Below are 23,418 nucleotides of genomic sequence, written 5' to 3' on the forward strand. Positions count from 1 at the left end.
ACGGCTGGCGGTCAGTAGACGCCGTCCCAGATGGTCCGCTCGGCCGGCTGTGGGTCGGGCACGACCCCGGATGTGGTGTCGAAGCGCATCACCGGCCGGTTGGCGAGGTCGTACCCGGCCCAGCCCGGATCGCCGTGCCGGGCGAAAGCGATCCAACTGGCATGCATGGTGTCGGCGAGCGCCTGCGGAGGCTGGGTACCGGTGAGTTTCTGGGACAGCGGGGAGTCCAGCAGGTCGAAGACGAACGGAACCTCCAGGAAGTGGCAGGCACCGAGGAGCCCGTCGAATCGGGGGGAGCGCCAGGCGAACTCGTACACGTAGGTGTTCGAGGAGGTGCCGGCTCTGGCTTTGGCCAGGCGGTAGGCCGGGATGCGGTACCACCAGTCGCGCTGCAACAGCGAGAGCAGGTCGCCGGGACCGGTACCCGGGTTGGCCGCACGATAGACGTCCAGGGCCTGCTCCACCGGGAGTCCGTACAGCTTCATGGCCATGACCAGGTCGTCGTCGGTGATGGTGTCGAGCAGCCCGAACGGCACCAGCGACAGTCTTCCCTCCTCCGCGTTGGTGCCGACCAGGACGTCGACGTCCGCGCCGACGCCGGCCCGGATGGCGTCGATCGGCCGTGCCGGGAGGATCCGCCCGTCGACGACCGGCTGCCAGGCGGTCACGCGGGCACCGGGCTCGCCGTTCCAGCGTCGGGGATCGGGGTACGGCGCCAACCGTGCCATCACCGCGTTCTGCGCGTCGAGCAGCCGCTCGATGTCCACGATGGCGATCGCGTCCCGGGTTGGTGGGACGCCCAGCTCGGCTGCCAGCACCCGGCCGACGTGCTGTGCGGTCTCCGGTGCGAATACCGTGTTCCCGGCTCCGCTCTGCATGATGGCCCGCCGGAACAGCCCGTGGGCGGCCGGCATGGTGAGCAGGATGCCGACCGACATCGCCCCGGACGACTCCCCGAAGATGGTGACGTTGTCGGGGTCGCCGCCGAAGGCGGCGATGTTCTCGCGTACCCAGTGCAGGGCGGCGATCTGGTCGAGCAGTCCGAGGTTGACGACGCCGTCGCCCAGGTCGACGAAGCCCTCCACACCGAGTCGGTAGTTGAGGCTCACGAAGACGACGTCGTCGCGGGCGAACCGGCTGCCGTTGTAGATGATGCCGCTGCCCCCGTCGAACCCGCCGCCGTGCAGCCACACCATGACCGGTTGCCGTACCTGGCCCAGGTCACCGGACCAGACGTTGAGGTTGAGGCAGTCCTCGCCGGGGACGGTGGGGTAGAAGCCGTCCATGCCCGGCGGAAACGGGAACTGCGGCTGGGGCGCGGTGGGGCCGAAGTCGACAGCCGGGCGGATGCCGGTCCACGGGGTGACCCGCTGCGGTGGGCGCAGGCGGTCGGGGCCGAACGGTGCTTTGGCGTAGGGGATGCCCTTGAAGGTGTGGATTCGGCCGCGGGTGCTGCCCCGAACGGTGCCGTGTCGGGTTCTGACGGTGGCGTGCGTACACGTCACGTCGATCACGACCGTGGGTGGGTAGGGGTGGGGGTGGCACCGGAGGGCTGGCCACGCCAGAGCAGGACGACCGCCACCAGCCCCACCAGCACGGGAAGCAGGCCGGGAACGCTGTACCGGGCCGGAATGACGTTGTCGTACGCGCCGCCGGTGAAGGTCAGGTTGAGCAGGGCGGTGCCGGCACCCAGGGCGAACATGACGGTGCTGACCGTCCGGGCCCAGTTCGCGCGCCGGGTGACGCCCAGGATCGTCCACAGCCAGCCGGCGATGCCGAGTACGCCGACGATGACCAGGTAGCCGGCGATGGCGTTGCGGTCGAGGGCCACCGTCGCGGCGGGCCAGTCGGGGTACGCGGTGCGTACGTGGTCGGTGAGGGAGTCGACGGTGACCAGGTCGATCAGCGGTACGAGGGTGGTGATCGCGGTCAGTGCCAGCCCGGCGTACATGACGACCGGGCGTCGGTCAGCCGATGGTGGTGGGTTGGTCGACGGCACGTTCTTCCTCCGGGTAGGGCAGGCGGGATCATCCGGTCCCGCCGGACGATTCTTACGTCGTAAGTTATGTCTGTCCCCACGGTAGGCTTACGATGTAAGAATCGTCAACCGTGGGAGGCGCCGTGGCCGGTCGTACCCGTGGCCAGCGGGCGGGACTGACCCGCGAAGCCGTACTCGAAGCAGCCATGACGCTGGCCGACCGGGAGGGACTGGCCGCGCTGTCGATGCGTCGGCTCGGTGCCGAACTGGGCGTCGAGGCGATGACCCTCTACCACCACGTGGCCAGCAAGGATGCGCTGCTGGACGGGCTGGTCGAGCGACTCTTCGCCGAGGCCGCCCCGCCGTGGTTCACCGGCCTGTCGTGGCGGGAGGGAATGCGCGGTTACGCGTATTCCCTCCGGGCGGCCCTGCTGGCACACCCGAACGTGGTACCGCTCGTCGTGTCCCGGCCGGCGATGACACCGCAGAACCTGCGGATCATGGAGGACGGGCTCGGGGCGCTGACTACGGCGGGCTTCCCGCTGGACGCGGCGCTGGACGCGGTGTACTCGCTGTCCGACTTCGTGGTGGGACACGTGGCCACCCAGCGAAGTGCCACGAGCGCCGAAGCACGGGTGGTGCCCGTCTCCGTGCCGGACCCCGAGCGGTTCCCGCTACTCGCCGAGGCGGTACGCGCGCAGCAACGCCTCGGGCCGAACACCCGGTTCGACTTCGCGCTCGACGCGATGCTGTCCGGATTCGAGGCGGCCCGCACCCAGGACGGCAGGTAGTCTCTGTTCCTCCTGGGGAGGAGTTCGAAGAACGTGGCACGCAGGCGTGACCCGGCCACCGGACCGGTACGGGTGCTCGTGGTCGGTGACGTCCACGGCGAGTTCGAGTTGCTGGCCGAATGGTCGGCCGCGTACCGCAGATCGCACGGGCCACTGGATGCCATCCTGGCCGTTGGCGACGTCGAGCCCAACCGCGACGAGGTCGACGCGGCCGGCGTGTACGGCCCCGCGAAGTACCGCAAGCTCGGTGACTTTCCGCTGGTCCTGGACGGACTGCTCGACCTGGGCGCCCCGCTCTACTTCATCGGCGGGAACCACGAACCCTGGCCGGCCCTGGACGAGGCCGGTCCCGGTTGGTGGAGCGACGGAGCGTACTTCCTCGGCCGGTCGGGCGTGACCGACGTCGTGGGCCTGCGGGTCGCCTACCTCTCCGGCATCTACTCGGCCCGGATCACCGACACCGCGAAGGCACGGCGGGAGTCCATCAGGGACCGTACCTACTACACCGGCGACGAGGTGGCCCGGGTGGAACGGGCGGCTGGCCGTACCGGGCAGGTCGACATCCTGCTCACCCACGACTGGCCGTCGGACATCACCGAACCGATCCGGGACCGCTCGGTAGGCCGTCCCGAACTGCGGAGGCTCTGTCAGCGCATCCGGCCACGGTTGCACCTCTGCGGCCACATGCACCATCGGCACCGGGCGCTCGTCGGGTCGACGGAGGTCGTCTGCCTCGGCCATATCAAGTCCGGTGCGGATGCGTTCGTCGTCGTCGAACGCGATCCTGATGGCAACCTCGCGCTCGTCTGACACTGCCTCGTCCGACACTGCATACAAACATCGAAAGGTCGAAAGGGGAGGGTGACGGTGCGGCACCATCCGTCGGCGAACCATCCTGGGCCAGCAGTCGATGTCCCGCCACCGCTCGGGCAGCTGTACGGCGTCGGCGGACGGCGGCTGATGCTGCACCGCAGCGGCTCAGGTGGTCCGGCCGTGGTGTTCCTGCCCGGGGCGGGCATGGTCGGTCTGGACTATCTCAACATCCACGACCGGGTCGCTGAATTCACGACCTCGGTGCTCTACGACCGGGCGGGTACCGGGTGGAGCGAGCCCGCGGACCTGCCCCGGTCCGCCGCCGAGGTCACCGACGAACTTCGGGAGTTGCTGGTCACCGCTGGCGTGCCCGCACCCTATCTGCTGGTCGGCCACTCGCTGGGCGGTGCCTACGCCCGCCACTACGCGCAGCGCTTCTCCGACGAGGTGGCCGGACTGCTCCTGCTCGACCCCATCCACGAGGACTTTGTCGCTCACCTGCCGAGGCAACTCCCCGAGACACGGCGACCAGCGGGCGAACAGCCGCCGGCCGAGCCGACCGAAGACTTCGTCCAGCTCTACCGTGGCCTGCTCGGGCAGCGGTTGGCGGGATGGCCGGAGGAGGTCCGGCAGCCGCTCGTCGAGCGACACCTCGCCTCGTGGCGGACACCTGCACAGGAGACGGCCAACATCGACGACGAGATCCACGCCGAACTGCGGCAGGCGGGAGCCAACCCCGACCTGCCCCTGATCGTGCTCACCGTCACCGGAGGCGACCGGTACCACACGAATCCCGACCGCAGGCGGGTCGAGCCCGGCTGGAACGTCATCAAACTCGTCGTCCACGCGGCGCTGGCCGGATCGGTCCCGCGCGGCCAGCATCGCGTGCTCGACGATGCCGGCCACAGCGGACTCCACGTCGATCGCCCGGACGCCGTACTCCAGGCGATCCAGGACCTCCTTGCCCAGACGGCCGACTGATGCTCGGCGCGGCTGAAGCCGTTGCTGTTCCTGTCGAGCTGGGTGCACAACCGGGGCGGGAATCCCGATCTGCTACGCGTAGTGGGTTGCGGCTGCCGACGAGACAGCGGTGGCACAGCCGAGGCAGCTCGACAGGTTGCCGAACGATGGTCACAGGCGGCTGACGAGGCTGCTCAGGCCGCCTGCGCCGCCGCCAGCTCCTGGAGCCGATCGGTCACCCGAACCAGTTGCGCCTCATGGCTGGTGAGGACGTCCCGGACGACGGCCAGGCGGTGGGCGACGTACTTCTCGGCGTAGCCGATCTCCCTGGCGCACCGCGTGGTGGCCACCGCCAGCGCGCTCTCGGCGGGCGTCGGCACGTACGTCCGCTCGGCGACCGGCGGCAGGATCTCCACGGTCCCCGGGATCTTCTTCGGGGCCGCCGGCTCGGGACCGGTCACCTGACCCATCGGTCGGCCCACACCATAGGAGTCCAGGCTGCGTTTCTGCTCACCGGAACCGTGGAAGTCGTGCCGGTCGAGACAGTCCAGCAGCGGTGCGGTCATCCGGTCGAAATCCCCGGCAGCCGGCCCCGTCATGCTCATCCGGGTCACTTCGACGTTGATTTTGTTGATCAGTTCGTACAGTTGGCTGCGGACACGTGGAAAATCCACGCCGATCTTCTCGGCCGCGACCGTTCCACACTGCTCGAATGCGCGGTCGAAAGCCGGATCGGAACTGATCACGTGCGCCGGTTGTGCTGGCTCGTTCTTGCCGAAACCATACTGTCGGGCGGCGTCCTCGGTCTGGACGGCGAAGGCCGGCGGGGTGACGTTGAGATCGACGAAGGGCTGGGAATCCACCGGAGCGTCCATCTTGGTCAGCTGGGTGAACCCGCGTCCGGCCATGCACTCGGCTCGCAGCCTTTCCTGTTCCCGCTCCAGCGCGACGAGCTTGTCGGTCTTGAACACCGTCACCGTGATCTGATCGGGTGACACGTCCCGATATCGGCCGTTGACGGGCGGGTCGTCGGCGGCGCAACCGGCGGTGTATCCGACGGCCAGCGCAGCGAGGCTGACGACCCCGAGCGCCCGGACCAGGATCCGATTCATGGTCAGCTCCCCTCCCCGGGCCGGGGGGGGCGGCACGTGCCGCCCCACCCGACGCGATCAGACCGATCAGACGCAGCGCTCGTGCCGGTCGTTGCGGTTGTTCACCGAGCGGAGGAAGTACCGCACCCCGTCGTTCGGGAAGTACTCCCAGGTCCAGACACCGTTGGCCAGGTTGCCCACCCGGATCCGGCAGTCGGTGTCACGGTTGGTGACGTCCCGGGCGTTGTCCTGTACCGGGAGGCTGGAGACCGAGTAGCCATCCATGAAGTTGTTCCCGCCGTGGTTGCCGGTGTACCAGAACTGCTTCTGATAGCGGGTTCCGGTGTCGTACCAGAAGCAGATCTCCCCCCGGCTGCACCCGGGCCGGTTGTCCCCGTTGTCGGCACTGGCCGGGCTCATCGGGAGTACCGCCAGCGTCGCTGCGGCTCCGAGCAGCATCGTGGCTGCCTTGGTCAGGGAGCGCATGTTTTCCCCCTTGTTCTCGTCGGCCGACCTGGTTGTCGTGCCGGACGTGGTTACACCGTCGCCCGATCGTGGAGGAGGCTGCCACAGGTTTCGGCCACGGTCGAAACCCCATGGCGAAACGGTCGACTCCGAAAACAATGACGGATAGGCGTCAGGTATATGGGTTGCGGTCGTTGTGTGTGGAGCAGGACGGTGGAGGAGATGTTGGCAAAAACGGGGAGTCAGCATGATACGAATCCTCTTCACCGATCAGGACCTGGCTCGGTTCCGAATCGCCACCGAGCCCAATCCCATGTGGGAGATTCTGCTCAGCCTGCACCTGTTGCAGACCCGTACCCGAGGACCGGCATTCCGCTATTGGCGTGATCAGGTACGCCATCGGCTGGCCCGGCCGATGCGGCCACTTTTCGAGCTGGCCCCCGCGTACGGTTACTCACCCGACTTCCTCACCCCGGCCTTCGGCAACGGTGGGCTGGACGCCGGGCTGGACGCGTTGCTGTCCACCCCGCGTACCCGGCTGCGGGCCGACCTGCGACAGTTCGCCGGCTACCAGACGGTGACCAACTGGACCCGGGAACTCGCCGAGGGCCGGGCCACCAGCCTGCGACAACTCGGCGACGCCACCCGCCTCTACCACCGGGTCGCCATCGCCCCGTACTGGACCCGGATCCGGGCCGGTATCGACGCGGCACGGGCCACCCAGGCCCGCATCCTGGTCGAGACCGGGTTCGAGGGCCTGATGGCGTCGCTCCATCCCGACATCCGGTGGCGGCCACCCGTACTGGAGTTGCACGGGTTCACCGTCGACCGGGACGTCCACCTCGAGGGCCGGGGCCTGCAACTGCTGCCGTCGTACTTCTGCTGGCAGCAGCCGACCCTGCTCCGGGACCCGGAACTGCCGCCGGTCCTGGTCTGTCCGATCGACCGGGGCGTTACCCGGCTGGGGGCGGAAGGACCCGATCGGCCGGCCCGGGGCCCGCTGGTCGCGCTCCTCGGCCGGACCAGAGCGGCCGTCCTGGAGGCGGTCGACGCCGGCTGCACCACCACCGAGCTGGCCCGCCGGGTCGGTGTCTCGCCGGCGACCGCCAGCCAGCACGCCACCGTGCTACGCGAGGCCGGGCTGATCACCACCCGGCGGCTGGGCGGCTCGGTGCTGCACAGTCTGCACCCGCTCGGGGCGGAGATCCTCGCCGAGCACAACTGAACCGGGCACGACCGCACCGGGCACGACCGTTCCGGGCCCGGCCCGGGATCGTCAGGCGTCAGGGCCGTACGGTCGTCTCCGGCTGGTAGACGCGGTAGCCGTCGACCTCGGTCACCTTCGCCGGTACGCCGATCTCCCGTAGGTAGTCCTGGAACGCAACGTCGGCCGGTCCGCCCGTCTCGAAGATGAACGCCGGCCGGTCGGCCCCCTGCACCTCGGTCGCGTACGGGGCGTACCGGTTCTGCCCGGGGCGCAGGTCGTCGCCGAGTACGGCACAGATCACCCGTTCCCGGCTGTTGAAGATGAGCCGGTTGCAGGTCCAGTATTCGCCGTAGACGTGTCGGAGGCCGGCACGTTCCGCGAACCGGGCCAGTTCCCGGGCGGATCGTTCCTCGGCACGGATGGATCCGATCTGCCTGACCAGCGTCACCGTCGTGAACAGCATGAACGCGGTGACCGCCGCCAGGATCGTGGTCGACACCGCCGCCAACACCCGGTGGGTCGGTCGACGCCATCGTCGGGCGGCCAGCCAGAGCGGCCACAGCACGGCCGGCAGCGAGATCTGTAGCACCGACAGGTAGCGGGCGGTCGCCAACGGCGCGGTGGCGGCGAGGGCGTTACGGGCGTAGCTGAGCACGGTCAGGGCGGCCCCCACCACCAGGGCGAACTGTGCCACGTACACGATCCGGCGACCGGCAGTGGCCCCGGCGGACCCGGTGTCGGTGGCGGCCGTACCGCCGGGTCGGCGTATTCCGACCGCGGCCAGTATCGCCGCGACCAGCAGCAGCGCCAGATACAGCGGCCCCCACCAGGCCTGCCAGGGCGCGCAGCCCTCGGACGGGCAGAGCCCGGTGGCCAGCGGGATGCCGGTCAGCACCGAGCCGCGTACCCGGTCGCCCCACGACGCCGGCTCGCTCTCACCGTCGCTGAGTTGCTGGAGTACGGACAACGAGTCCTGTCCCGGTGGGGCGGTCAGATTGTCCACGATCAGCGGCAGCAGGCCGAGGACGAACCCGCCGACCAGCAGCACACCGGACCAGCCGAGCAGTTGCCGTCCGCACGCGATCAGCAGCACCACCCCGACCACGGCCAGGTACGGCAGGACCAGCCAGTCGTCCCACAGTGACAGGCCGGCCAGCAGCCCGAAGCCGCCGACGACGAGTCGGCTGTGCCGGATGCGGTGCTGCCCGAGGCCCACCGCGATCAGCAGGAGCAACACCACGGCCGGCTTGATCTCGGGGCGACCACCGACGGCGGTGAGTTGGTCCCGGACCACCCGTTCGGAGCCGAGTGCCAGCAGACCCACCGTGAACGTGGCCAGCCAGGGGGAGTAGAGCCGTCGGGTGAGGCGGTGGACGAGGTAGACGAACGCCGCGTAGAGCAGCAGCAGTGGGAGTCGCAACGCGAACCAACTCGGCTCGAGGAGGGCGAACAGTGCGGCGGCGAGGTACGACTCGAAGGTGCCCATGTAGTGCTGGCCGTACAGGAAGACCGGCAGGCTGCGGCCCTCGGCGATGTGTGCCGCGACGAGTCCGAAGGTCGCCTCGTCGCTGTTGGAACCCGGCACGGTGAGCAGCGTCAGGACCAGCCGGTAACCGATGCCGACCAGTCCGAGGGCGAGCGCCACCCACGCTGGGCGGTCGAGCCGCAGCCGCGCCCATCTGGTTTGTCGCACCGCCACCGACACGACCAACGCCCCCGTCGTCGTCCCGTCGCAGGGGCTTGCCCGCTCCGGCGGCGAATATTCGTGGGTCCTAGGTGGTGGTTACCGCCACCCGAGCCGTCCAGGTAAAGAATTCTTGACACGATGTCGGGTCCCTTTTACATTGGTGATGTCAAAAATCCTTAACATGGGGAGGGGCCGTGGCCTTCGAGGAAAAACGTGTGTGGGTGATGATCCTGGTCACGATCGGTTTCTACGTGACGTACGTCGTCGTGCTCCTCGGACGTGCCCAGGACACGCCACTGCCCGAGGTGCCCTACGTGGCACCCCTGTTGTGGTCCGTCGGCGGGGCGATCATGGTGTCGATCGTGCTGCACGTCGCCATCTCGATCGTCTCGCCCGAGGGGGCCAACGAGAAGGACCAGCGGGACAGGGAGATCAACCGGGCCGGCGAGTACATCGGCCAGTCGTTCGTCGTCGTCGGCGGCGTCGCAGCCCTCGGCATGGCGCTCGCCCGGTGGGACCACTTCTGGATCGCCAACGTCATCTACCTGTGCTTCGTGCTGTCGGCCATCGTCGGATCGACGGCCAAGATCGTCGCCTACCGGCGGGGCTTCCAGGCATGGTGAAACCGACCCAGATCACCAACTCCATCCGCGCCCTGCGCTTCGCCAACAACGAGATGACCCAGGCCGAACTGGCTCGGCGCATCGGGGTGACGAGGCAGACCGTGATCGCCATCGAGCAGGGGCGGTACTCACCGTCACTGGAGATGGCGTTCCAGATCGCCCTGGTGTTCGACGTACCGCTCACCGAAGTATTTCAATACCCGGCCACGCCAAAGGAGGGCTAGGAAGATGAGGGCGATCGTTCAGGACCGGTACGGCCCGACCGAGATGCTCAGGCTCCAGGACGTCGACGTACCGAAGATCGGCGCCGACGAGGTGCTCGTTCGGGTACACGCCAGCGGCGTCGACCCCGGGGTCTGGCACCTGGTGACCGGCCTGCCGTATCTGGTGCGCCTCGGCTTCGGGCTGTTCCGACCGGCTAGCCGCGTACCCGGCATGGACCTCGCTGGCGTCGTCGAAGCGGTGGGCAGCAACGTCGAACGGTTTACCCCCGGCGACGAGGTCTTCGGCACCGGCCGGGGCAGCTACGCGGAGTACGCATCGGCACCCGCGAACCGACTCGCCCCGAAACCCCGCAACCTAACCTTCGAACAGGCGGCGGCCGTTCCCATCTCCGGGCAGACGGCGCTCGCCGCCGTACGCGACGCAGGGCAGGTGCGACCGGGGAAACGAGTCCTGGTCATCGGTGCCGGCGGCGGCGTGGGCACGTTCGCCGTACAACTGGCCAAGGCACTCGGTGCACATGTCACCGGCATGTGCAGCACCGGCAAGCTCGACCTCGTACGGTCGATCGGGGCGGACGAGGTCGTCGACTACACCCGGACCGACATCACCGACCGGGGCCAGCGCTACGACGTCGTCATCGACACCGCCGGCAACCGCCGCCTGGCACAGTTGCGGCTGGCCCTCGTACCGACCGGTGTTCTGGTCCTCGTCGGCGGTGAGGCCGGCACCGGAAAATGGTTGTGGGGCTTCGACCGCCAACTGCGGGCCCTGCTGCTGTCCCCCCTGGTCAGCCAGCGACTGGTTCCGCTGCTGTCCAGGGAGAGCACCGAGAATCTCGTCGCGTTGACCGAACTCATCGAGGCCGGCGCCCTCACCCCGGTCGTCGGCCGGACCTACCCGTTGACCGAGGTGGCCGAGGCCCTCCGCCACCTTGAGGACGGCCATTCGACTGGTAAGACGGTCGTCACCATCTGACGCTTCGGTACGGCGGCCACACCCGTCGGAACCGACCGGGCCGGGTGCACCGACGGCGGGGTTGGCCGTGTGTGGGCGCGGGGCGGGGTGTGGCAGGGTGTCACCGTGCCCCGTACTCCCACCGATCAGGTGGAAAAACCCAATCTCCATCGCGCTGCCCGGATCGAGGACTCGATCCACCGGTTTCTCGAGCGGCGACTACGGCGACGCGGCTGGGACGTGACGATGATCGCCTATCCCGGCTACGGTGCGCCCGGCTGGGTACGGGTCATGGGCCGGGTGCTACTCGGCCGCCTGGAACGCCGGCCCCGGCGGCGGGCGGCGAAGGTACGCGGTTGGCGCAGTTTCGCCACCCTGCCCGCCAAGGGGGCCACCGTGGTCATCGAGGCCGGCGAGGCGCAACACGAGACGCAAGCCGACCGCAGCGGCTTCATCGACGTCGTCGTACCGGTCGACCTGCCGCCCGGTTGGGGCTCGGTCCGGTTGACCAGTCCCGGGGCACAGCCGGTGGAGGCCCCGGTCCGGATCGTCGACCCGCAGGTGCGGTTCGGCATCGTGTCCGACATCGACGACACGGTTATGGTCACCGCGTTGCCCCGGCCGCTGCTGGCCGCCTGGAACACCTTCGTGCTCGACGAGCACGCCCGGATGGCCGTACCCGGCATGGCGGTCCTCTACGAGCGCCTGGTGACCGCCCATCCGGGGGCACCGGTCTTCTACCTGTCGACCGGGGCGTTCAACGTGGCGCCCGCGCTGACCCGGTTCCTGTCCCGGCATCTGTATCCGTCCGGCCCGCTGCTGCTGACCGACTGGGGACCGACCGCCGACCGCTGGTTCCGCAGTGGCCGCGAGCACAAGCGCGCCATGCTGATCCGGTTGGCCGAGGAGTTCCCCGACGTACGGTGGCTGCTCGTCGGTGACGACGGCCAGCACGACCCGGAGATCTACGCCGAGTTCGCCGCCTCCTATCCACAGAACGTGGCAGCCGTGGCGATCCGGCGGCTGTCCCCGACCCAGACGGTGCTGGCCGGGCATCTACCGGTGCCGGTCATCGGCTCACGCTCCGCCGCCCCGGACGACCAGTTGTGGTTCTCCGCCCCGAACGGCGCCGGGCTCTGGCAACTGCTTCGGGAAGCGGACCTGGTCTGACGTTCCCGGGACGGACTCGCTCTAACCGAGGTCGTCGAGCAACTGTTTGAGCCAGCGCTTCTTCGGCGGGCGGACCGTCACCGAGCCGAAGACCACGCGGGTGCGTACGTCGACCACCGGGGCACCCGGGCGGACCGGTTCCCGCATCTCCGACGTCTTCGAGCCGAAGACCGCGTTGCCGGTGAGCCGGACCTCGGTTCCCTCCGGTACGACCACCGTGAGATCCCCGAAGACCGCGGTCGCCTCGATCACCGTCACCGGCTGCTGGATCTCCGCCTCCAGCAGCTCGATGTGGCAGGAACCGAAGACCGACAGGGTTCGCAACCGTCCCGGCACCCGCCAGCGGCCCTTGCGGGACTCCTCGCTGAAGACGGCGACCAGCCGTTCCGGGGTCTCCCCGGCACTGATGTCGCTGGGCAGGACGACCGCCGGGCCGGAGGCCGGGACGGGTAGGTCGTCGGTGAGCCGGGCCAACTCACCCCGGGTACGCGCGGCGTGCGCCAGGGTGATTCGCTCCTCGTACTCGTCCAGGGTCAGCCGACCCTCGCTGGTGGCCGTACCGAGCAACTCGATGATGCGCTCGCGCTCCCGGTCGGACACCCGCATCCGGTCGTCGTCACGCGGTTCCAACTGCACGCTGGCGAATTCTACGCACCCGAGCGGCCAGGAGGATCGGGCGTGTGTCCGTCGATCCGGGTTCGGGCAGCGGCCCGTTCGGGCATCATCGACCAACGAGTGCTGTGCAAACCGTAGGAGGTCGTCGATGTCGGTTCATGCCCGTGCTGGTCAGCCCGCCGAGCCGTCCGATCTGGTGGACGTGCCCAAGCTGATCACGGCCTACTACACCGAGCATCCCGACCCGACCGACCCGGAGCAGCAGGTCGCCTTCGGCACCTCCGGTCACCGTGGATCGAGCCTGCGGACGGCGTTCAACGAGGACCACATCGTCGCCGTGACCCAGGCGCTCTGCGACTACCGCCAGGCGAACGGCGTCGACGGGCCGCTGTTCCTGGCCCGTGACACCCACGCGCTCTCCGAGCCGGCGACGGCCAGTGCGCTGGAGGTGCTGGCCGCCAACGGGGTGACCGTGCTGATCGACAGCCGGGACGGGTACACCCCCACCCCGGCCGTGTCCCACGCGATCCTGGTCCACAACCGGGGCCGCAGCACCGGCCACGCCGACGGGGTGGTGATCACGCCGTCGCACAATCCACCGGGTGACGGCGGCTTCAAGTACAACCCGACCAACGGCGGGCCGGCGGACACCGACGTGACCAGATGGATCCAGGACCGGGCCAACGAACTGCTGACCGGCGGGTTGAAGGAGGTGCACCGGCTTCCGTACGCCCGCGCCCGGGCCGCCGACACCACCGGCCGGTACGACTTCCTCGGCGCGTACGTCGACGACCTGCCGGCTGCCGTCGACATCAGGGCGATCCGGTCGGCCGGGGTGCGCATCGGTGCCGATCCGCTGGGCGGGGCCAGCGTGGCGTACTGGGGGGAGATCGCCGACCGGCACGGCCTGGACCTGACCGTGGTCAACCCGACCGTCGATCCGACCTGGCGGTTCATGACCCTGGACTCGGACGGCAAGATCCGGATGGACTGTTCGTCGCCCAACGCGATGGCGTCCCTGATCTCCGCCCGGACCAGCTACCAGGTGGCGACCGGTAACGACGCCGATGCCGACCGGCACGGCATCGTCACGCCGGACGCGGGGCTGATGAACCCGAACCACTACCTGGCCGTCGCCATCTCCTACCTCTACCGGAACCGTCCGGACTGGCCGACGGCGGCGGGAATCGGCAAGACCCTGGTCTCGTCGTCGATGATCGACCGGGTGGCCGCCGACCTCGGCCGTCCCCTGGTCGAGGTGCCGGTGGGGTTCAAGTGGTTCGTGCCCGGGCTGTTGGACGGCACGATCGGCTTCGGTGGCGAGGAGAGTGCCGGAGCCTCCTTCCTGCGCCAGGACGGCACCACCTGGACGACCGACAAGGACGGGCTGCTGCTCTGCCTGCTGGCCGCCGAGATGATCGCCACGACCGGACGTTCGCCCAGCGAGCACTACGCCGACCTGGTCGCCCGCTTCGGTGACCCGGTGTACGCCCGCGTGGACGCCCCGGCCAGCCGGGAGGAGAAGGCGGCACTGGGCAGGCTGTCGCCGGAGCAGGTGACCGCGACGACGCTGGCGGGGGAGCCGATCACCGCCAAGCTGACCTCGGCACCGGGTAACGGTGCCGCGATCGGTGGGCTGAAGGTGTGCACCGACTCGGGCTGGTTCGCGGCGCGGCCCTCGGGCACCGAGGACGTCTACAAGATCTACGCGGAGTCGTTCCGGGGACCGGACCATCTGGCCCTGATCCAGCAGGAGGCACGTGACCTGGTGACGGCGGTGTTGCAGAACGCGTGACGAACGTACGCGCCCCGACCTCAGGCCGTGGTCGGGGCGATGGACTTGGCCATCTGTTGTGCGGTGACCTCGAAACCGAGGCTCTCGTAGAGGCCGATCGCCACCGAGTTGCCGCCGAACACGTTGAGGCCGAGCCTGGTGTAGCCACGGTCACCGAGTTCGCGTTCGACCGCCTTCATCATGGCCCGGCCGTACCCTTTGCCCCGGTGCCCCTCGTCGACCTCGATGTTGTAGATCCAGGCCTGTTCGGGGATGTCCGCCTTGGCGGTGGGGCCGAGCCAGAGCCAACCTACGGGCTGACCATCGGCCTCGGCGGTGAAGAGCAGCATCCCGGGGGTGTCGAGGCCCTGCGGCAGGAAGCCAGTGCTCTGCCGCACTGACTCTTCGCGGGCCTCGGCGGCCGATACCCGGCCCGAGTCCCGCAGGTCGTCGGCGTACCGGTCGACCAGTACCCCCAGCCGCTCGGTGAATTCCTGCTCGGTCATCGGGCGTAGCACGACGGTCATGGATCCTCCCCAGGGTCTCCGGCGATGCTACTGGGGGCGACCGTTCCAGCGCCTTCTGGTTTTGTGCTGTGGTTGTTGTGCGGGATGGTCGGCGTAGTTTGCCGACCATCCCGCATCCACCGCTTCCGGCTACCGCCGGGGGCGGCCGGTGCCGAGCCGGCGGGTGGACCGGCGACCGTCCAACCACCCAGATCTGCCTCGAACGAGGTCTCGGCCACCGTCTTGCCGCCTGATCCCGGAATGGCTCAGTGACTTCTGGTCGTCACCCCAGAACGAGCTTTTCGTCGCCGAAATCAGCAATAATTTCCAGTTTTCCCCCGAGCGCTGCGATGTACTTGCTGATTGTGCCGACCTCCGCGGCGGGCAACTCGCCCTTTTCGATGGCGGACACACGTGACTGGGAGACCCCCATCCGCTCGGCGACCTCGGTCTGGCTGAGGTTGTGGCGCTTACGCACCTCGGCGAGGCGGGCAGCGCGGACCTCGCTGAGCATCCGATCTTTGTGCGCGGCCACCTTAACCTCGTCAAGGTGCGCACGGGCGCGAACGTCACGCCAGTTGCTTGCCATCAGCGCTGTCCCTTCAGCTGTCCAAGATGGTCGTCGAACAGGTCGTCAGCGACTGGGATGTTGGTCTTGTACCAGTCCTTCCACTTTCCTGCTTTGTTGCCGGCGATGAGGAGGATCGCTGCCCGTTGCGGATCGAAGGCGAACAGGATCCGTATTTCTGAATCACCTGATGAGCCGGGCCGCAGCTCCTTCATGTTGGAATGTCGTGACGCCTTGATGTGATCGATCAGTGGACGTCCGAGGGCAGGACCTTCCTGGGCCAACATGTCGATGGCGGCGGCTACCTGGTTGGCGGACTCGGGATCCTCCTTGCTGAGGATCAGGAACCAATCCTCAACCTCTTGGGTGAGGTTCACGTCCCACGGGTCCATGAGGTGAACTATAGCGTCAGCGTTGTACAACGCAAAGGTTGTATCGCCAGTATGCGGTAGGGGTGGTCGGCGTAGTTTGCCGACCACCCCGCATCCACCGCTTCCGGCTACCGCCGGGGACGGCCGGTGCCGAGCAGGTGGCGCATCGACCGGGCCACCAGGTCGTCCCGGGCCGCCGGGGCCAGGCCCTCCAGTCCGAAGCCGAGGTAGACGGTGTCCGGGGTCAGCACCGCCGCCCCCTCCTCGAACGCCTGCTGGCTACGGGACCAGTCGTTCGCGCCGGGTGCCGAGCCGGCCGGCGGACCGGTGACCGTCCAACCGCCCAGGTCCGCCTCGAACGAGGTCTCGGCCACCGTCGCGCCACCCACGACGACCCGTACGTCGTCGAGGAACAGGCCGAGGCCCTGGGTGCTCCAGTCCGAGACGTACGTGATGGAGACCTCGACCTGCTTGCCCGCGTACCCGGACAGGTCGACGGACCATTCCTGCCAGCCGCCAGACGGGCCGGTGGCCGCGTGCCACGAACCGGTCGTGCCGGTCGGCGAGCAGTCCGCACCCACGTAGTGGGCCAGGAACGGGTGCAGCCGGTTGACCCAGCCCGAGCGGCAGCTCTCCCCGGTCACGGTGCCGGTGTGGCCGTTGGCGTCCGGCAGTGTGGTCCAGTTGTCGGTGCCCACCGCGCGCGCCTCGACGATCATGAAGTCCCAGTTGCGTTCGATGTCGTACGACGCGGCGAACTGCAACGTACCGCTGGTCGCCCCGGTCAGGTCCACGGTCCGGGCCAGCCGCTTGTACGACTGGTCGGCCTGCCCGCTGAACAGGTACCAGTCACCGGTGCGCGGGTCGAACGGTGCCGCGCCGGGGCGTACCCAGCCCAGCGCCGGGGCGCTGGTGAACTGTGGGAACTGGTCCGGCGGCAGGAACCCGGAGGTGGTCAGGAACGACGCGGTGTGGTCCTGGTTGCCGGCCGACCCGGGGGCGTTCAGCGTGCCGGAGTAGCCGCCGAAGGCCCCGGTCTCGCCCCGCACCGGGTACGCCGCGCCGTCCGGGGCGGTACCGCCGCCGCTGACGTAGTTGTACGCGCCAAGGTAGTACTGCTGGAAGTCGTTGAGGATCGGCAGACAGGCCGGGTCGTCGGCCGAGGTGCACTCCGGCGGGGCGTCCGGGTGGTACGTGTAGTCGCCGTCCGCAGCCTGGGCCAGCAGCGCGTTCTTGCCACTGACCAGGAGTTTTCCGCCCTCGTTGAGGTAGTCCCGGACCGCCAGTTCGACGTCCGCCGCAGCCTTGGCCGTGGTACCCGGCACCTGACCGGGGGAACGCAGGATTGCATCGTCACCGGTCTCCCAGACCACCGCGCGATAGTGCGACAGCACACCGAGCGGGTGTGGTGCCTTCCGGCCCATCACGTCGAAGTCGTAGACGTCGCTGGTCCGACCGGCGGCGGTCAGCGAGGCGGTGATCTCGTCGGCGTACTTGGCCGAGGTGCCGGTCTGCACCGGGCTCAACCCGGTGACGTCCTCGACGGCCAGGACCAGCACCTCACCGCCGATGTCGTCGTGCACCCGGTAGGTGAAGTGTTCGCTTGCGACCACGCCCGCTCGCGCCTTGTTGCCGGTGAACCACACCTCGACCCGGTCACCCGGTCGGGCGCCGGTGACCTTGCCGCGCATCTCGGCGTAGTAGTCGCTGTGCGTGTCGCCGTACCGCTCGCCGCCGCGCCACTGCCTGACGGAGACGGTCTTCGGTCGGCCACCGTTGATCGTGTAGTGCATCCGTACGTTCTTCAGCGACTTACGCGCGATGGTGGCGACCTGCTGGGTCGAGCCGTACGACACGTCGAAGGCGTCCACCACGAAGTCGGGGGTGCTGCGGCCGACGACCGACACCGGGTTCGCCGGGTCGGCGGCGGACTGCGCCACCGACAGCGCGAACGGGATGTTCTTGGCCACCTCGGCGGAGATCAGCTTCTCGTCGTCCGGGAAGATGAACCCGCTGACGCAGTCCTCCGGGTGCCACTGGTCGTTGGGGTCCGAGGCGGACGCCGATTCGCAGGTGGACATCTCCGGGGTGAAGCCGAGCGTGCCGTACCGGACGGTGGCGTACGAGTCGGTGTCGCCGTTGGTGGTGTACAACTCGGCGGAGAGGTCCGGGTCGTAGCCGGGGATCGCCGGGTTGGCGTCGTCACCGACCATCGCCTGGTAGATCACGTCGTCCGGGGTGTTGGTGCTGACCTGCCAGCCGACGCCGTAGAGCAGGAGTTCGGCGGCGGAGTGGTAGTTGATGAAGAACTCGAAGCCGACCCGCTTGAGCAGCCGGTCCAGCGCTCTGGTCTCCGGTTCCGAGTTCGGGGCCGGCCCCCGGTAGGTCTCGCTGGCCGGATCCGGTGAGGAGCCCTCGTTGTCGTAGCCCCACTGGTAGTCGAAGTTGCGGTTCAGGTCGACGCCGTCGCCGTTGGTGATCTGCCCGTCGCCGTTGTTGTCCCGCAGGTTCTTACGCCACAACCGGTTGCCGTCGGTGAACGTGAAGTCGTAGCCGTCCGGGTTGAGTACCGGCACGAACCACAGTTCGGTGGTGTCGACCAGCCGGGTGATCGCCGGATCGGTGCCGTAGCTGTTCAGCACGGTGTGCAGCAGCCGCCGGGTCATCTCCGGCGTGATCCATTCCCGGGCGTGCTGGCTGCTGGCGTAGAGCACCGCCGGGCGCTGACCGTCCTTCACCCGGGTGGCGTTCTTGGTGACCTTGACCGCGAGGATCGGCTTGCCCTGGGTGGTCGTGCCGATGCTCTGGAGCTTGGCCAGCTTCGGGAACCGGGCTGCGGTCGCCGTCAGCTCGTCGCGGATGCCACCCGGTTCGCTGTACGACCGGAACGCCGACCAGCCGGTGGCCGACTGCTCCCGTAGCGTCCGGGAGGCGGCCTTGCCGCGTACCTTCTTGACGGTCAGCTTGACCCCCCGCTCGGCCAGCCGGGCCGCCTGCTGCTGGCTGAGCACCGCCTCGACGGCGGTGTTGCCGGCGGCGTCCCGGGAGCCGGCCACGCCGGTGAGGTCGACGCCGATGTCGCGCAGCTCGTCGAGCTGTCTCGGGTTCAACGTCCCGACGTACACCTCGAGGCTGTCCCGGCCACCGTCCGGCCCGGACGGTGGCTGCGCGCTTGCCGGTGTGGTCAGCGCCATCGCGCAGACCAGAGTGAACACGCCGGCGATCGCCAGCCGTGTTTTCCTCATCGCGCCCCCTTCATTGACGGATCTCTGTGCCAGAGCTTGCTGTTCCGGATGACGTACGTCAATGAGCGGGACGTTCGTATTCCGTTGCCCGCGTCGGTGGGACGGAGGTCGGGTGGCCTTCGGGGCGGGTGGAGGTCGACTGTGTTATCCAATGAACTACGACGTTTGCCGGTTTTTTCGCTGACTGGGCTTCTTTGCGTTACTTGGCCGCTATTCTGTCGTTGACCGAGGTGTTCTGAACGGGCATTCGGACCGATGTCCCAGGTCTGGTCCCCGCCCACGGTCACCTGCGTCCGCCGTAGAAGGGGTGCCGAGGCCATGCGACTGTTGGTCACTGGTGGTGCGGGCTTCAACGGCGCCAACCTGACCCGGGCCGCCCTCATGGACCCGGCCGTCACCGACGTCCGGGTCATCGACGACCTCTCCACCGGCAGTACCGCCAACCTGGCCGGGCTCGACGTCGAGGTGGTGGAGGGCTCCATCCTCGACGAACCCACCCTCGACCGGGCGATGACCGGCCGGGACACCAACGTGTACGGCCCCGGGCAACGGCACGACGCCCAAGCCACGGTGCGGGCGGGCCAACCGGTCCGTTGACCCGGCTGCTCCACGACCCGGTCGCGGTGACGGCGCGCAGCGACGATCACGGCGGCAGACAGGAGGACGACATGCACGTGGTGATAATGGCCGGCGGCAAGGGGGTGCGGTTACGGCCGTACACCAGCACGCTCCCGAAACCGTTGGTGCCCATCGGAGACAGCTACGCGATCCTGGAGATCGTCCTGCACCAGTTGGCATCCCGGGGCTTCACCCACGCCACGCTGGCGATAAACCACCTCGGCTCACTCATCCGGGCGTTCGTGGGCGACGGCTCACGGTTCGGCCTGCACGTCGACTACCTGGAGGAACAGGTACCACTGTCGACGATCGGCCCACTGTTCGGCATGCGGGACCGGCTGCCCGAGCACTTCCTCGTGATGAACGGCGACATCCTGACCGACCTGAACTACGCCGATCTGCTCCAGACGCATGTCTGCTCGGGGGCACCGCTCACCGTGGCGACGTTCCGGCGGCAGGTGAAGGTCGACTTCGGCGTCCTGTCGGTCGAGGACGAACGAGTCGTCGAGTTCCACGAGAAGCCCCTTCTCGACTACCAGGTCAGCATGGGCGTCTACGGACTCTCCGCCCGCACCATCGCGTCGTACCCCGAGGGGCTCGCGTTCGGGTTCGACCAGTTGGTGCTCGACCTCCTGGAGCGGGGGCAGTCGCCGGCCAGCTACGAATTCGACGGCTACTGGTTGGACATCGGCCGACCCGAGGACTACGACGAGGCCAACCGGCGCTTCGAGTCGCTCAAGCCGATGCTGCTGCCCGTACCGGTTCCGGAGCCGGTATGACCAGGGTGCTCCTGTTCGGCGCGTACGGCTTTCTCGGGGGGCACGTACGCCGCACGCTCGACGCGTACGCCGAACTCACCTGCCCGACCCGGGACCAGTGCGACCTGGTCAGCTGCGCCGACGACGACCTCGCCATCCTGCTCCGTGCCGTACGCCCCGACGCGGTGGTCAACTGCGCGGGCCGGGTGACCGGCACCGGACACCAGATGTTGCAGGCGAACGCCACCGCCACCGCCCGGCTCGTCGACGCGGTCGCGACCCATGCGCCGGACGCCCGACTGGTCAGACTCGGGTCAGCGGCCGAGTACGGGCCGGTGCCGCCCGGCCACGCCGTGAACGAACACGGCCCGGCGATGCCGGTCAGCGAGTACGGCGTGAGCCAGTTGGCCGCAACCAGGCTGCTGGAACTCGCCACCGTTGCCGGTCGGGTCGACGCGGTGGTGTTGCGGGTGTTCAACCCGATCGGCCCAGGGATGCCGGAGGAGACCCTGCTCGGGCGGGCAGCGACGTTGCTTCGTCGCGCCTGCGGCCGGGGCGAGGTGAGCATCTCGATGGGCTCGCTGGCCGCCTACCGGGACTTCGTGGATGCGCGGGACGTGGCGAACGCCGTAGTCGCCGCCATCACGACCCGGACCCTGCCGGACCGGGTCTACAACATCGCCAGCGGCCGGGCGGTGCCCGCCCGGGAGGCGGTACGTCTGCTGGCCGAGGCCGCCGGCTTCACCGGCGAGATCCGTGAGGACGGTCGTGCCCCGGGCCGGTCGGCGGCCGTCGACTGGATGTGCGGCGACATCCGGCGGGCTGCCGCCGGCCTCGGCTGGGTACCGGCCCACGACCTCGCCGATTCGGTCAAGGCCCTCTGGGCGGGAAGCGCCGAGCGCCGGATCCATCTGGGCTGAGGCGACCGTCGGGACAACGCCGGGTGCGGCGGGGCTTCGGCACTGGCTGCGGAGTCCGGCTGGGTGCTGGCTTCGTGATCAACGAGGAGAGAACGAATGGGGAACGTGTGGTGAACGAGATGCGTGATGGCCTGGTCGGGACTGAGCCGGTCGGGACCGATTCGGCTGGGATTGAGCCGGTCGGGACCGGGCTGCTCGGCGTGGAGCCGACCCCGGTGGTCAAGCCGGAGGTGGTGGCGGTCACCGGTGCCGGTGGCTTCATCGGCTCGCACCTGGTCGAGGCGCTGGTCGCCCGGGGACATCGGGTCAAGGCGTTCGTCCACTACAACGGCCTTGGCAGATACGGCTGGTTGGACAGTCTGTCACCGGACCAACTAGCCGCCATCGAGGTGCACGCCGGGGACATCCGGGACCGGGGCACCGTCCAGCGGCTGGTCGATGACGCCGCCGTCGTCTACCACCTGGCGGCGCTCGGCGGCATTCCGTACTCGTACCGGGCTCCCCAGTCCTACGTAGAGACGAACATCATGGGCACGCTCAACGTCCTGGAGAGCAGCCGTACGGCCGGCACACCCCGGGTCGTGGTCACCTCGACGAGCGAGGTGTACGGGACCGCGGTGACGGTGCCGATGACCGAGTCGCACCGGTTGCGGGGCCAGTCCCCGTACTCGGCCTCGAAGATCGGCGCGGACAAACTCGCCGAGAGCTTCCACCTGAGCTTCGGGCTGCCGGTGGTCACCCTGCGACCGTTCAACACGTACGGACCCCGCCAGTCCACCCGCGCGGTGATCCCGACGATCATCAGTCAGTTGGCGACCGGCTCCGGGCGGGTCGAGCTGGGCGCGACCGAGACCACCCGTGACCTGCTGTTCGTCAACGACACCGTGACGGCCTTCATCACCGTCGGCACCGCACCGGCAGAGGTCGTCTGCGGACAGGTGTTCCAGGTCGCCACCGGTCAGGAGACGTCCGTGCGGGAACTCGTGCGTCGGATCGGCGGGCTGCTCGGTGTCGTACCGGAGATCGTCGTGTCGGACGGGCGACTTCGCCCGACGGCCTCCGAGGTGGAACGACTGCTCGGTGACAGCAGCCGACTGCGTCGGCACACCGGCTGGCAGCCGATGTCCTCACTCGAAGACGGGCTCAAGACGACCGTCGAGTGGTTCCTCGACCCGGCGAACCTGAGCCGGTACCGCGCCGACCGGGCCGTGTGACGATGACGACGACGAGCACCCGGACCAGCCTGAGGAGCCGGGTCCTGAACGTACTCGATACCCGGATGCCGCCCCGGGCCGTCGCCCGACTCGGCTCGATGTACCTGTCGGCGCGTACCCGGTCCCGGTGCTCCGTGCGCTACGACGACGGTCGGTGGATCCACCGGTACGCCGACGGCGTGGTCGTCAACACCATGCTTGGTGGACTCTCCGCGCAACGGCAGGACCATGCGACCCGGGACGTCTTCCTCCACGACTACCAACCCGGACCGGGCGACGTCGTCGTCGACGTCGGCGCAGGTGTCGGTGACGAGGTACGGCTCTTCTCCCGGCTGGTGGGTGAGTACGGACGGGTGGTCAGCATCGAGGCGCACCCCACGACGTTCCAGTGCCTGCGCCGGGCGGTCGAACTCAACCGGCTGACGAACGTGACCCCGCTGGAGTGCGCCGTCGTCGGTACGCCCGGACCGGTCTACCTGACCGACGACCGGATCGGGCACATCGGCAACGGGCTGACCGACGACCTGGCGCACGGGATCAGGGTGACCGGACGTCGGCTGGACGAGATCATGGATTCCCTCGGGATCGGCCGGATCGACCTGTTGAAGATGAACATCGAGGGGGCGGAACTCGGGGTCCTGGCGGCGTCCCTCGACGCGCTCGCCCGGATCGACCATCTCGCTGTCTCGTGCCACGACTTCCTCGCCGACGGTACCGGCCCGGACTGGCGGTGCACCTTCGATCCGGTCACCGCGCTGTTGCGCGACGCGGGATACGTGGTTCGCACCCGGCCGGACGACCCCCGTCCCTGGGTCCGCTACTACGTGTACGCGTCCCGGCCACCGCGCCGGCACAGGTGAACAAC

The 23,418-nt window shown here is 68.8% G+C and carries 24 protein-coding genes; 14 read left to right on the top strand and 10 right to left on the bottom strand.

The annotated features are described in order from the left end of the window. Nucleotides 1-11: 11 nt before the first annotated feature. Entirely contained in the window at nt 12-1,514 is a 1,503-nt protein-coding gene (locus ACFQ4H_RS13030; RefSeq protein ID WP_377570486.1) for a carboxylesterase/lipase family protein, read from the bottom strand. Further along, complete coding sequence (locus ACFQ4H_RS13035; protein ID WP_377570488.1) at nt 1,511-1,999, bottom strand: hypothetical protein; 489 nt, start codon at nt 1,997-1,999, stop codon at nt 1,511-1,513. The genes ACFQ4H_RS13030 and ACFQ4H_RS13035 overlap by 4 nt, the downstream gene beginning before the upstream one ends. A gap of 122 nt (nt 2,000-2,121) precedes the next feature. On the opposite strand from ACFQ4H_RS13035, the gene ACFQ4H_RS13040 reads away from it, so the two are divergent. From ACFQ4H_RS13040 to ACFQ4H_RS13050, 3 genes are read left to right on the top strand one after another with little or no spacing between them, the layout of a single operon-like run. Then, a complete protein-coding gene (locus ACFQ4H_RS13040) occupies nt 2,122-2,769 on the top strand; it encodes a TetR/AcrR family transcriptional regulator C-terminal domain-containing protein (protein ID WP_377570491.1) in 648 nt (215 codons plus the stop codon). Nucleotides 2,770-2,802: 33 nt separating this feature from the next. Further along, nucleotides 2,803-3,579 (top strand): metallophosphoesterase, encoded by a 777-nt coding sequence (locus ACFQ4H_RS13045; RefSeq protein ID WP_377570493.1) that lies wholly within the window; start codon nt 2,803-2,805, stop codon nt 3,577-3,579. 57 nt (nt 3,580-3,636) lie between these two features. Then, nucleotides 3,637-4,563, top strand: coding sequence for an alpha/beta fold hydrolase (locus tag ACFQ4H_RS13050; RefSeq protein ID WP_377570495.1), 927 nt, complete (start codon nt 3,637-3,639; stop codon nt 4,561-4,563). Between the two features lie 173 nt (nt 4,564-4,736). Here the strand turns inward: ACFQ4H_RS13050 and ACFQ4H_RS13055 are convergent, their stop codons facing one another. Continuing rightward, the gene (locus tag ACFQ4H_RS13055; RefSeq protein WP_377570497.1) at nt 4,737-5,654 is read right to left on the bottom strand and encodes a hypothetical protein; all 918 of its coding nucleotides are present in this window, start codon (nt 5,652-5,654) and stop codon (nt 4,737-4,739) included. Between the two features lie 66 nt (nt 5,655-5,720). Continuing rightward, complete coding sequence (locus ACFQ4H_RS13060) at nt 5,721-6,119, bottom strand: hypothetical protein (RefSeq protein ID WP_377570499.1); 399 nt, start codon at nt 6,117-6,119, stop codon at nt 5,721-5,723. A 226-nt stretch (nt 6,120-6,345) separates the two neighbouring features. On the opposite strand from ACFQ4H_RS13060, the gene ACFQ4H_RS13065 reads away from it, so the two are divergent. Further along, nucleotides 6,346-7,323 (top strand): ArsR/SmtB family transcription factor, encoded by a 978-nt coding sequence (locus ACFQ4H_RS13065; protein ID WP_377570501.1) that lies wholly within the window; start codon nt 6,346-6,348, stop codon nt 7,321-7,323. 58 nt (nt 7,324-7,381) lie between these two features. Here ACFQ4H_RS13065 and ACFQ4H_RS13070 read toward each other — a convergent pair whose 3' ends face one another. Beyond that, nucleotides 7,382-9,004: a hypothetical protein gene (locus ACFQ4H_RS13070; RefSeq protein ID WP_377570502.1), complete on the bottom strand. Its 1,623-nt coding sequence runs from the start codon at nt 9,002-9,004 to the stop codon at nt 7,382-7,384. 182 nt (nt 9,005-9,186) lie between these two features. On the opposite strand from ACFQ4H_RS13070, the gene ACFQ4H_RS13075 reads away from it, so the two are divergent. The 4 genes from ACFQ4H_RS13075 to ACFQ4H_RS13090 all read left to right on the top strand — a co-directional run bounded on the left by ACFQ4H_RS13075 (nt 9,187) and on the right by ACFQ4H_RS13090 (nt 11,964). Further along, nucleotides 9,187-9,615 carry a hypothetical protein gene (locus ACFQ4H_RS13075; RefSeq protein ID WP_377570504.1) on the top strand — a complete coding sequence of 143 codons (429 nt, stop codon included), beginning with the start codon at nt 9,187-9,189 and terminating at the stop codon, nt 9,613-9,615. Further along, on the top strand, nt 9,609-9,839 hold the full coding sequence (locus ACFQ4H_RS13080; protein WP_377570505.1) for a helix-turn-helix transcriptional regulator: 231 nt from the start codon (nt 9,609-9,611) through the stop codon (nt 9,837-9,839). Before ACFQ4H_RS13075 ends, ACFQ4H_RS13080 begins: the two co-directional genes overlap by 7 nt. A gap of 4 nt (nt 9,840-9,843) precedes the next feature. After that, nucleotides 9,844-10,815, top strand: a complete 972-nt coding sequence (locus ACFQ4H_RS13085; RefSeq protein ID WP_377570506.1) for an NAD(P)-dependent alcohol dehydrogenase — start codon at nt 9,844-9,846, stop codon at nt 10,813-10,815. Nucleotides 10,816-10,920: 105 nt separating this feature from the next. Further along, on the top strand, nt 10,921-11,964 hold the full coding sequence (locus tag ACFQ4H_RS13090) for an App1 family protein (protein ID WP_377570508.1): 1,044 nt from the start codon (nt 10,921-10,923) through the stop codon (nt 11,962-11,964). 21 nt (nt 11,965-11,985) lie between these two features. Here ACFQ4H_RS13090 and ACFQ4H_RS13095 read toward each other — a convergent pair whose 3' ends face one another. Further along, a complete protein-coding gene (locus tag ACFQ4H_RS13095) occupies nt 11,986-12,600 on the bottom strand; it encodes a DUF1707 SHOCT-like domain-containing protein (protein WP_377570509.1) in 615 nt (204 codons plus the stop codon). 127 nt (nt 12,601-12,727) lie between these two features. Here ACFQ4H_RS13095 and pgm point away from each other — a divergent pair, with 127 nt between their 5' ends. Next, nucleotides 12,728-14,374: a phosphoglucomutase (alpha-D-glucose-1,6-bisphosphate-dependent) gene (gene pgm, locus ACFQ4H_RS13100; protein WP_377570512.1), complete on the top strand. Its 1,647-nt coding sequence runs from the start codon at nt 12,728-12,730 to the stop codon at nt 14,372-14,374. A gap of 20 nt (nt 14,375-14,394) precedes the next feature. Here the strand turns inward: pgm and ACFQ4H_RS13105 are convergent, their stop codons facing one another. The 4 genes from ACFQ4H_RS13105 to ACFQ4H_RS13120 all read right to left on the bottom strand — a co-directional run bounded on the left by ACFQ4H_RS13105 (nt 14,395) and on the right by ACFQ4H_RS13120 (nt 19,043). Continuing rightward, nucleotides 14,395-14,880 carry a GNAT family N-acetyltransferase gene (locus ACFQ4H_RS13105; RefSeq protein ID WP_377570514.1) on the bottom strand — a complete coding sequence of 162 codons (486 nt, stop codon included), beginning with the start codon at nt 14,878-14,880 and terminating at the stop codon, nt 14,395-14,397. 262 nt (nt 14,881-15,142) lie between these two features. After that, a complete protein-coding gene (locus ACFQ4H_RS13110) occupies nt 15,143-15,448 on the bottom strand; it encodes a helix-turn-helix domain-containing protein (protein WP_377570516.1) in 306 nt (101 codons plus the stop codon). Next, nucleotides 15,448-15,819, bottom strand: a complete 372-nt coding sequence (locus ACFQ4H_RS13115) for a type II toxin-antitoxin system RelE/ParE family toxin (protein WP_377570518.1) — start codon at nt 15,817-15,819, stop codon at nt 15,448-15,450. Before ACFQ4H_RS13115 ends, ACFQ4H_RS13110 begins: the two co-directional genes overlap by 1 nt. A 107-nt stretch (nt 15,820-15,926) precedes the next feature. After that, nucleotides 15,927-19,043, bottom strand: a complete 3,117-nt coding sequence (locus ACFQ4H_RS13120; RefSeq protein WP_377570519.1) for a M14 family metallopeptidase — start codon at nt 19,041-19,043, stop codon at nt 15,927-15,929. Nucleotides 19,044-19,361: 318 nt separating this feature from the next. Here ACFQ4H_RS13120 and ACFQ4H_RS13125 point away from each other — a divergent pair, with 318 nt between their 5' ends. The 5 genes from ACFQ4H_RS13125 to ACFQ4H_RS13145 all read left to right on the top strand — a co-directional run bounded on the left by ACFQ4H_RS13125 (nt 19,362) and on the right by ACFQ4H_RS13145 (nt 23,413). Next, nucleotides 19,362-19,640, top strand: coding sequence for an NAD-dependent epimerase/dehydratase family protein (locus tag ACFQ4H_RS13125; RefSeq protein WP_377570520.1), 279 nt, complete (start codon nt 19,362-19,364; stop codon nt 19,638-19,640). 71 nt (nt 19,641-19,711) lie between these two features. Beyond that, nucleotides 19,712-20,440, top strand: a complete 729-nt coding sequence (locus ACFQ4H_RS13130; protein ID WP_377570522.1) for a nucleotidyltransferase family protein — start codon at nt 19,712-19,714, stop codon at nt 20,438-20,440. Then, nucleotides 20,437-21,339 carry an NAD-dependent epimerase/dehydratase family protein gene (locus ACFQ4H_RS13135; protein ID WP_377570524.1) on the top strand — a complete coding sequence of 301 codons (903 nt, stop codon included), beginning with the start codon at nt 20,437-20,439 and terminating at the stop codon, nt 21,337-21,339. The genes ACFQ4H_RS13130 and ACFQ4H_RS13135 overlap by 4 nt, the downstream gene beginning before the upstream one ends. Before the next feature lie 119 nt (nt 21,340-21,458). Next, on the top strand, nt 21,459-22,553 hold the full coding sequence (locus ACFQ4H_RS13140; protein ID WP_377570555.1) for an SDR family NAD(P)-dependent oxidoreductase: 1,095 nt from the start codon (nt 21,459-21,461) through the stop codon (nt 22,551-22,553). 2 nt (nt 22,554-22,555) lie between these two features. Beyond that, nucleotides 22,556-23,413 carry an FkbM family methyltransferase gene (locus ACFQ4H_RS13145; protein ID WP_377570525.1) on the top strand — a complete coding sequence of 286 codons (858 nt, stop codon included), beginning with the start codon at nt 22,556-22,558 and terminating at the stop codon, nt 23,411-23,413. The last annotated feature ends 5 nt before the right edge of the window (nt 23,414-23,418 follow it).

Origin of the sequence: Micromonospora sonneratiae (assembly GCF_042679305.1) — a bacterium.
Taxonomy (GTDB): Bacteria; Actinomycetota; Actinomycetes; order Mycobacteriales; family Micromonosporaceae; genus Micromonospora_H; species Micromonospora_H sonneratiae.

Excerpts from the sequence above, each read along its gene's own strand:
- ACFQ4H_RS13055 (WP_377570497.1), bottom strand. The coding sequence starts at position 5,654 with ATGAATCGGATCCTGGTCCGGGCGCTCGGGGTCGTCAGCCTCGCTGCG.
- ACFQ4H_RS13060 (WP_377570499.1), bottom strand. The coding sequence starts at position 6,119 with ATGCGCTCCCTGACCAAGGCAGCCACGATGCTGCTCGGAGCCGCAGCG.
- ACFQ4H_RS13065 (WP_377570501.1), top strand. The coding sequence starts at position 6,346 with ATGATACGAATCCTCTTCACCGATCAGGACCTGGCTCGGTTCCGAATC.
- ACFQ4H_RS13080 (WP_377570505.1), top strand. The coding sequence starts at position 9,609 with ATGGTGAAACCGACCCAGATCACCAACTCCATCCGCGCCCTGCGCTTC.
- ACFQ4H_RS13085 (WP_377570506.1), top strand. The coding sequence starts at position 9,844 with ATGAGGGCGATCGTTCAGGACCGGTACGGCCCGACCGAGATGCTCAGG.
- pgm (WP_377570512.1), top strand. The coding sequence starts at position 12,728 with ATGTCGGTTCATGCCCGTGCTGGTCAGCCCGCCGAGCCGTCCGATCTG.
- ACFQ4H_RS13105 (WP_377570514.1), bottom strand. The coding sequence starts at position 14,880 with ATGACCGTCGTGCTACGCCCGATGACCGAGCAGGAATTCACCGAGCGG.
- ACFQ4H_RS13110 (WP_377570516.1), bottom strand. The coding sequence starts at position 15,448 with ATGGCAAGCAACTGGCGTGACGTTCGCGCCCGTGCGCACCTTGACGAG.
- ACFQ4H_RS13115 (WP_377570518.1), bottom strand. The coding sequence starts at position 15,819 with ATGGACCCGTGGGACGTGAACCTCACCCAAGAGGTTGAGGATTGGTTC.
- ACFQ4H_RS13120 (WP_377570519.1), bottom strand. The coding sequence starts at position 19,043 with ATGAGGAAAACACGGCTGGCGATCGCCGGCGTGTTCACTCTGGTCTGC.
- ACFQ4H_RS13125 (WP_377570520.1), top strand. The coding sequence starts at position 19,362 with ATGCGACTGTTGGTCACTGGTGGTGCGGGCTTCAACGGCGCCAACCTG.
- ACFQ4H_RS13130 (WP_377570522.1), top strand. The coding sequence starts at position 19,712 with ATGCACGTGGTGATAATGGCCGGCGGCAAGGGGGTGCGGTTACGGCCG.
- ACFQ4H_RS13135 (WP_377570524.1), top strand. The coding sequence starts at position 20,437 with ATGACCAGGGTGCTCCTGTTCGGCGCGTACGGCTTTCTCGGGGGGCAC.
- ACFQ4H_RS13140 (WP_377570555.1), top strand. The coding sequence starts at position 21,459 with ATGCGTGATGGCCTGGTCGGGACTGAGCCGGTCGGGACCGATTCGGCT.
- ACFQ4H_RS13145 (WP_377570525.1), top strand. The coding sequence starts at position 22,556 with ATGACGACGACGAGCACCCGGACCAGCCTGAGGAGCCGGGTCCTGAAC.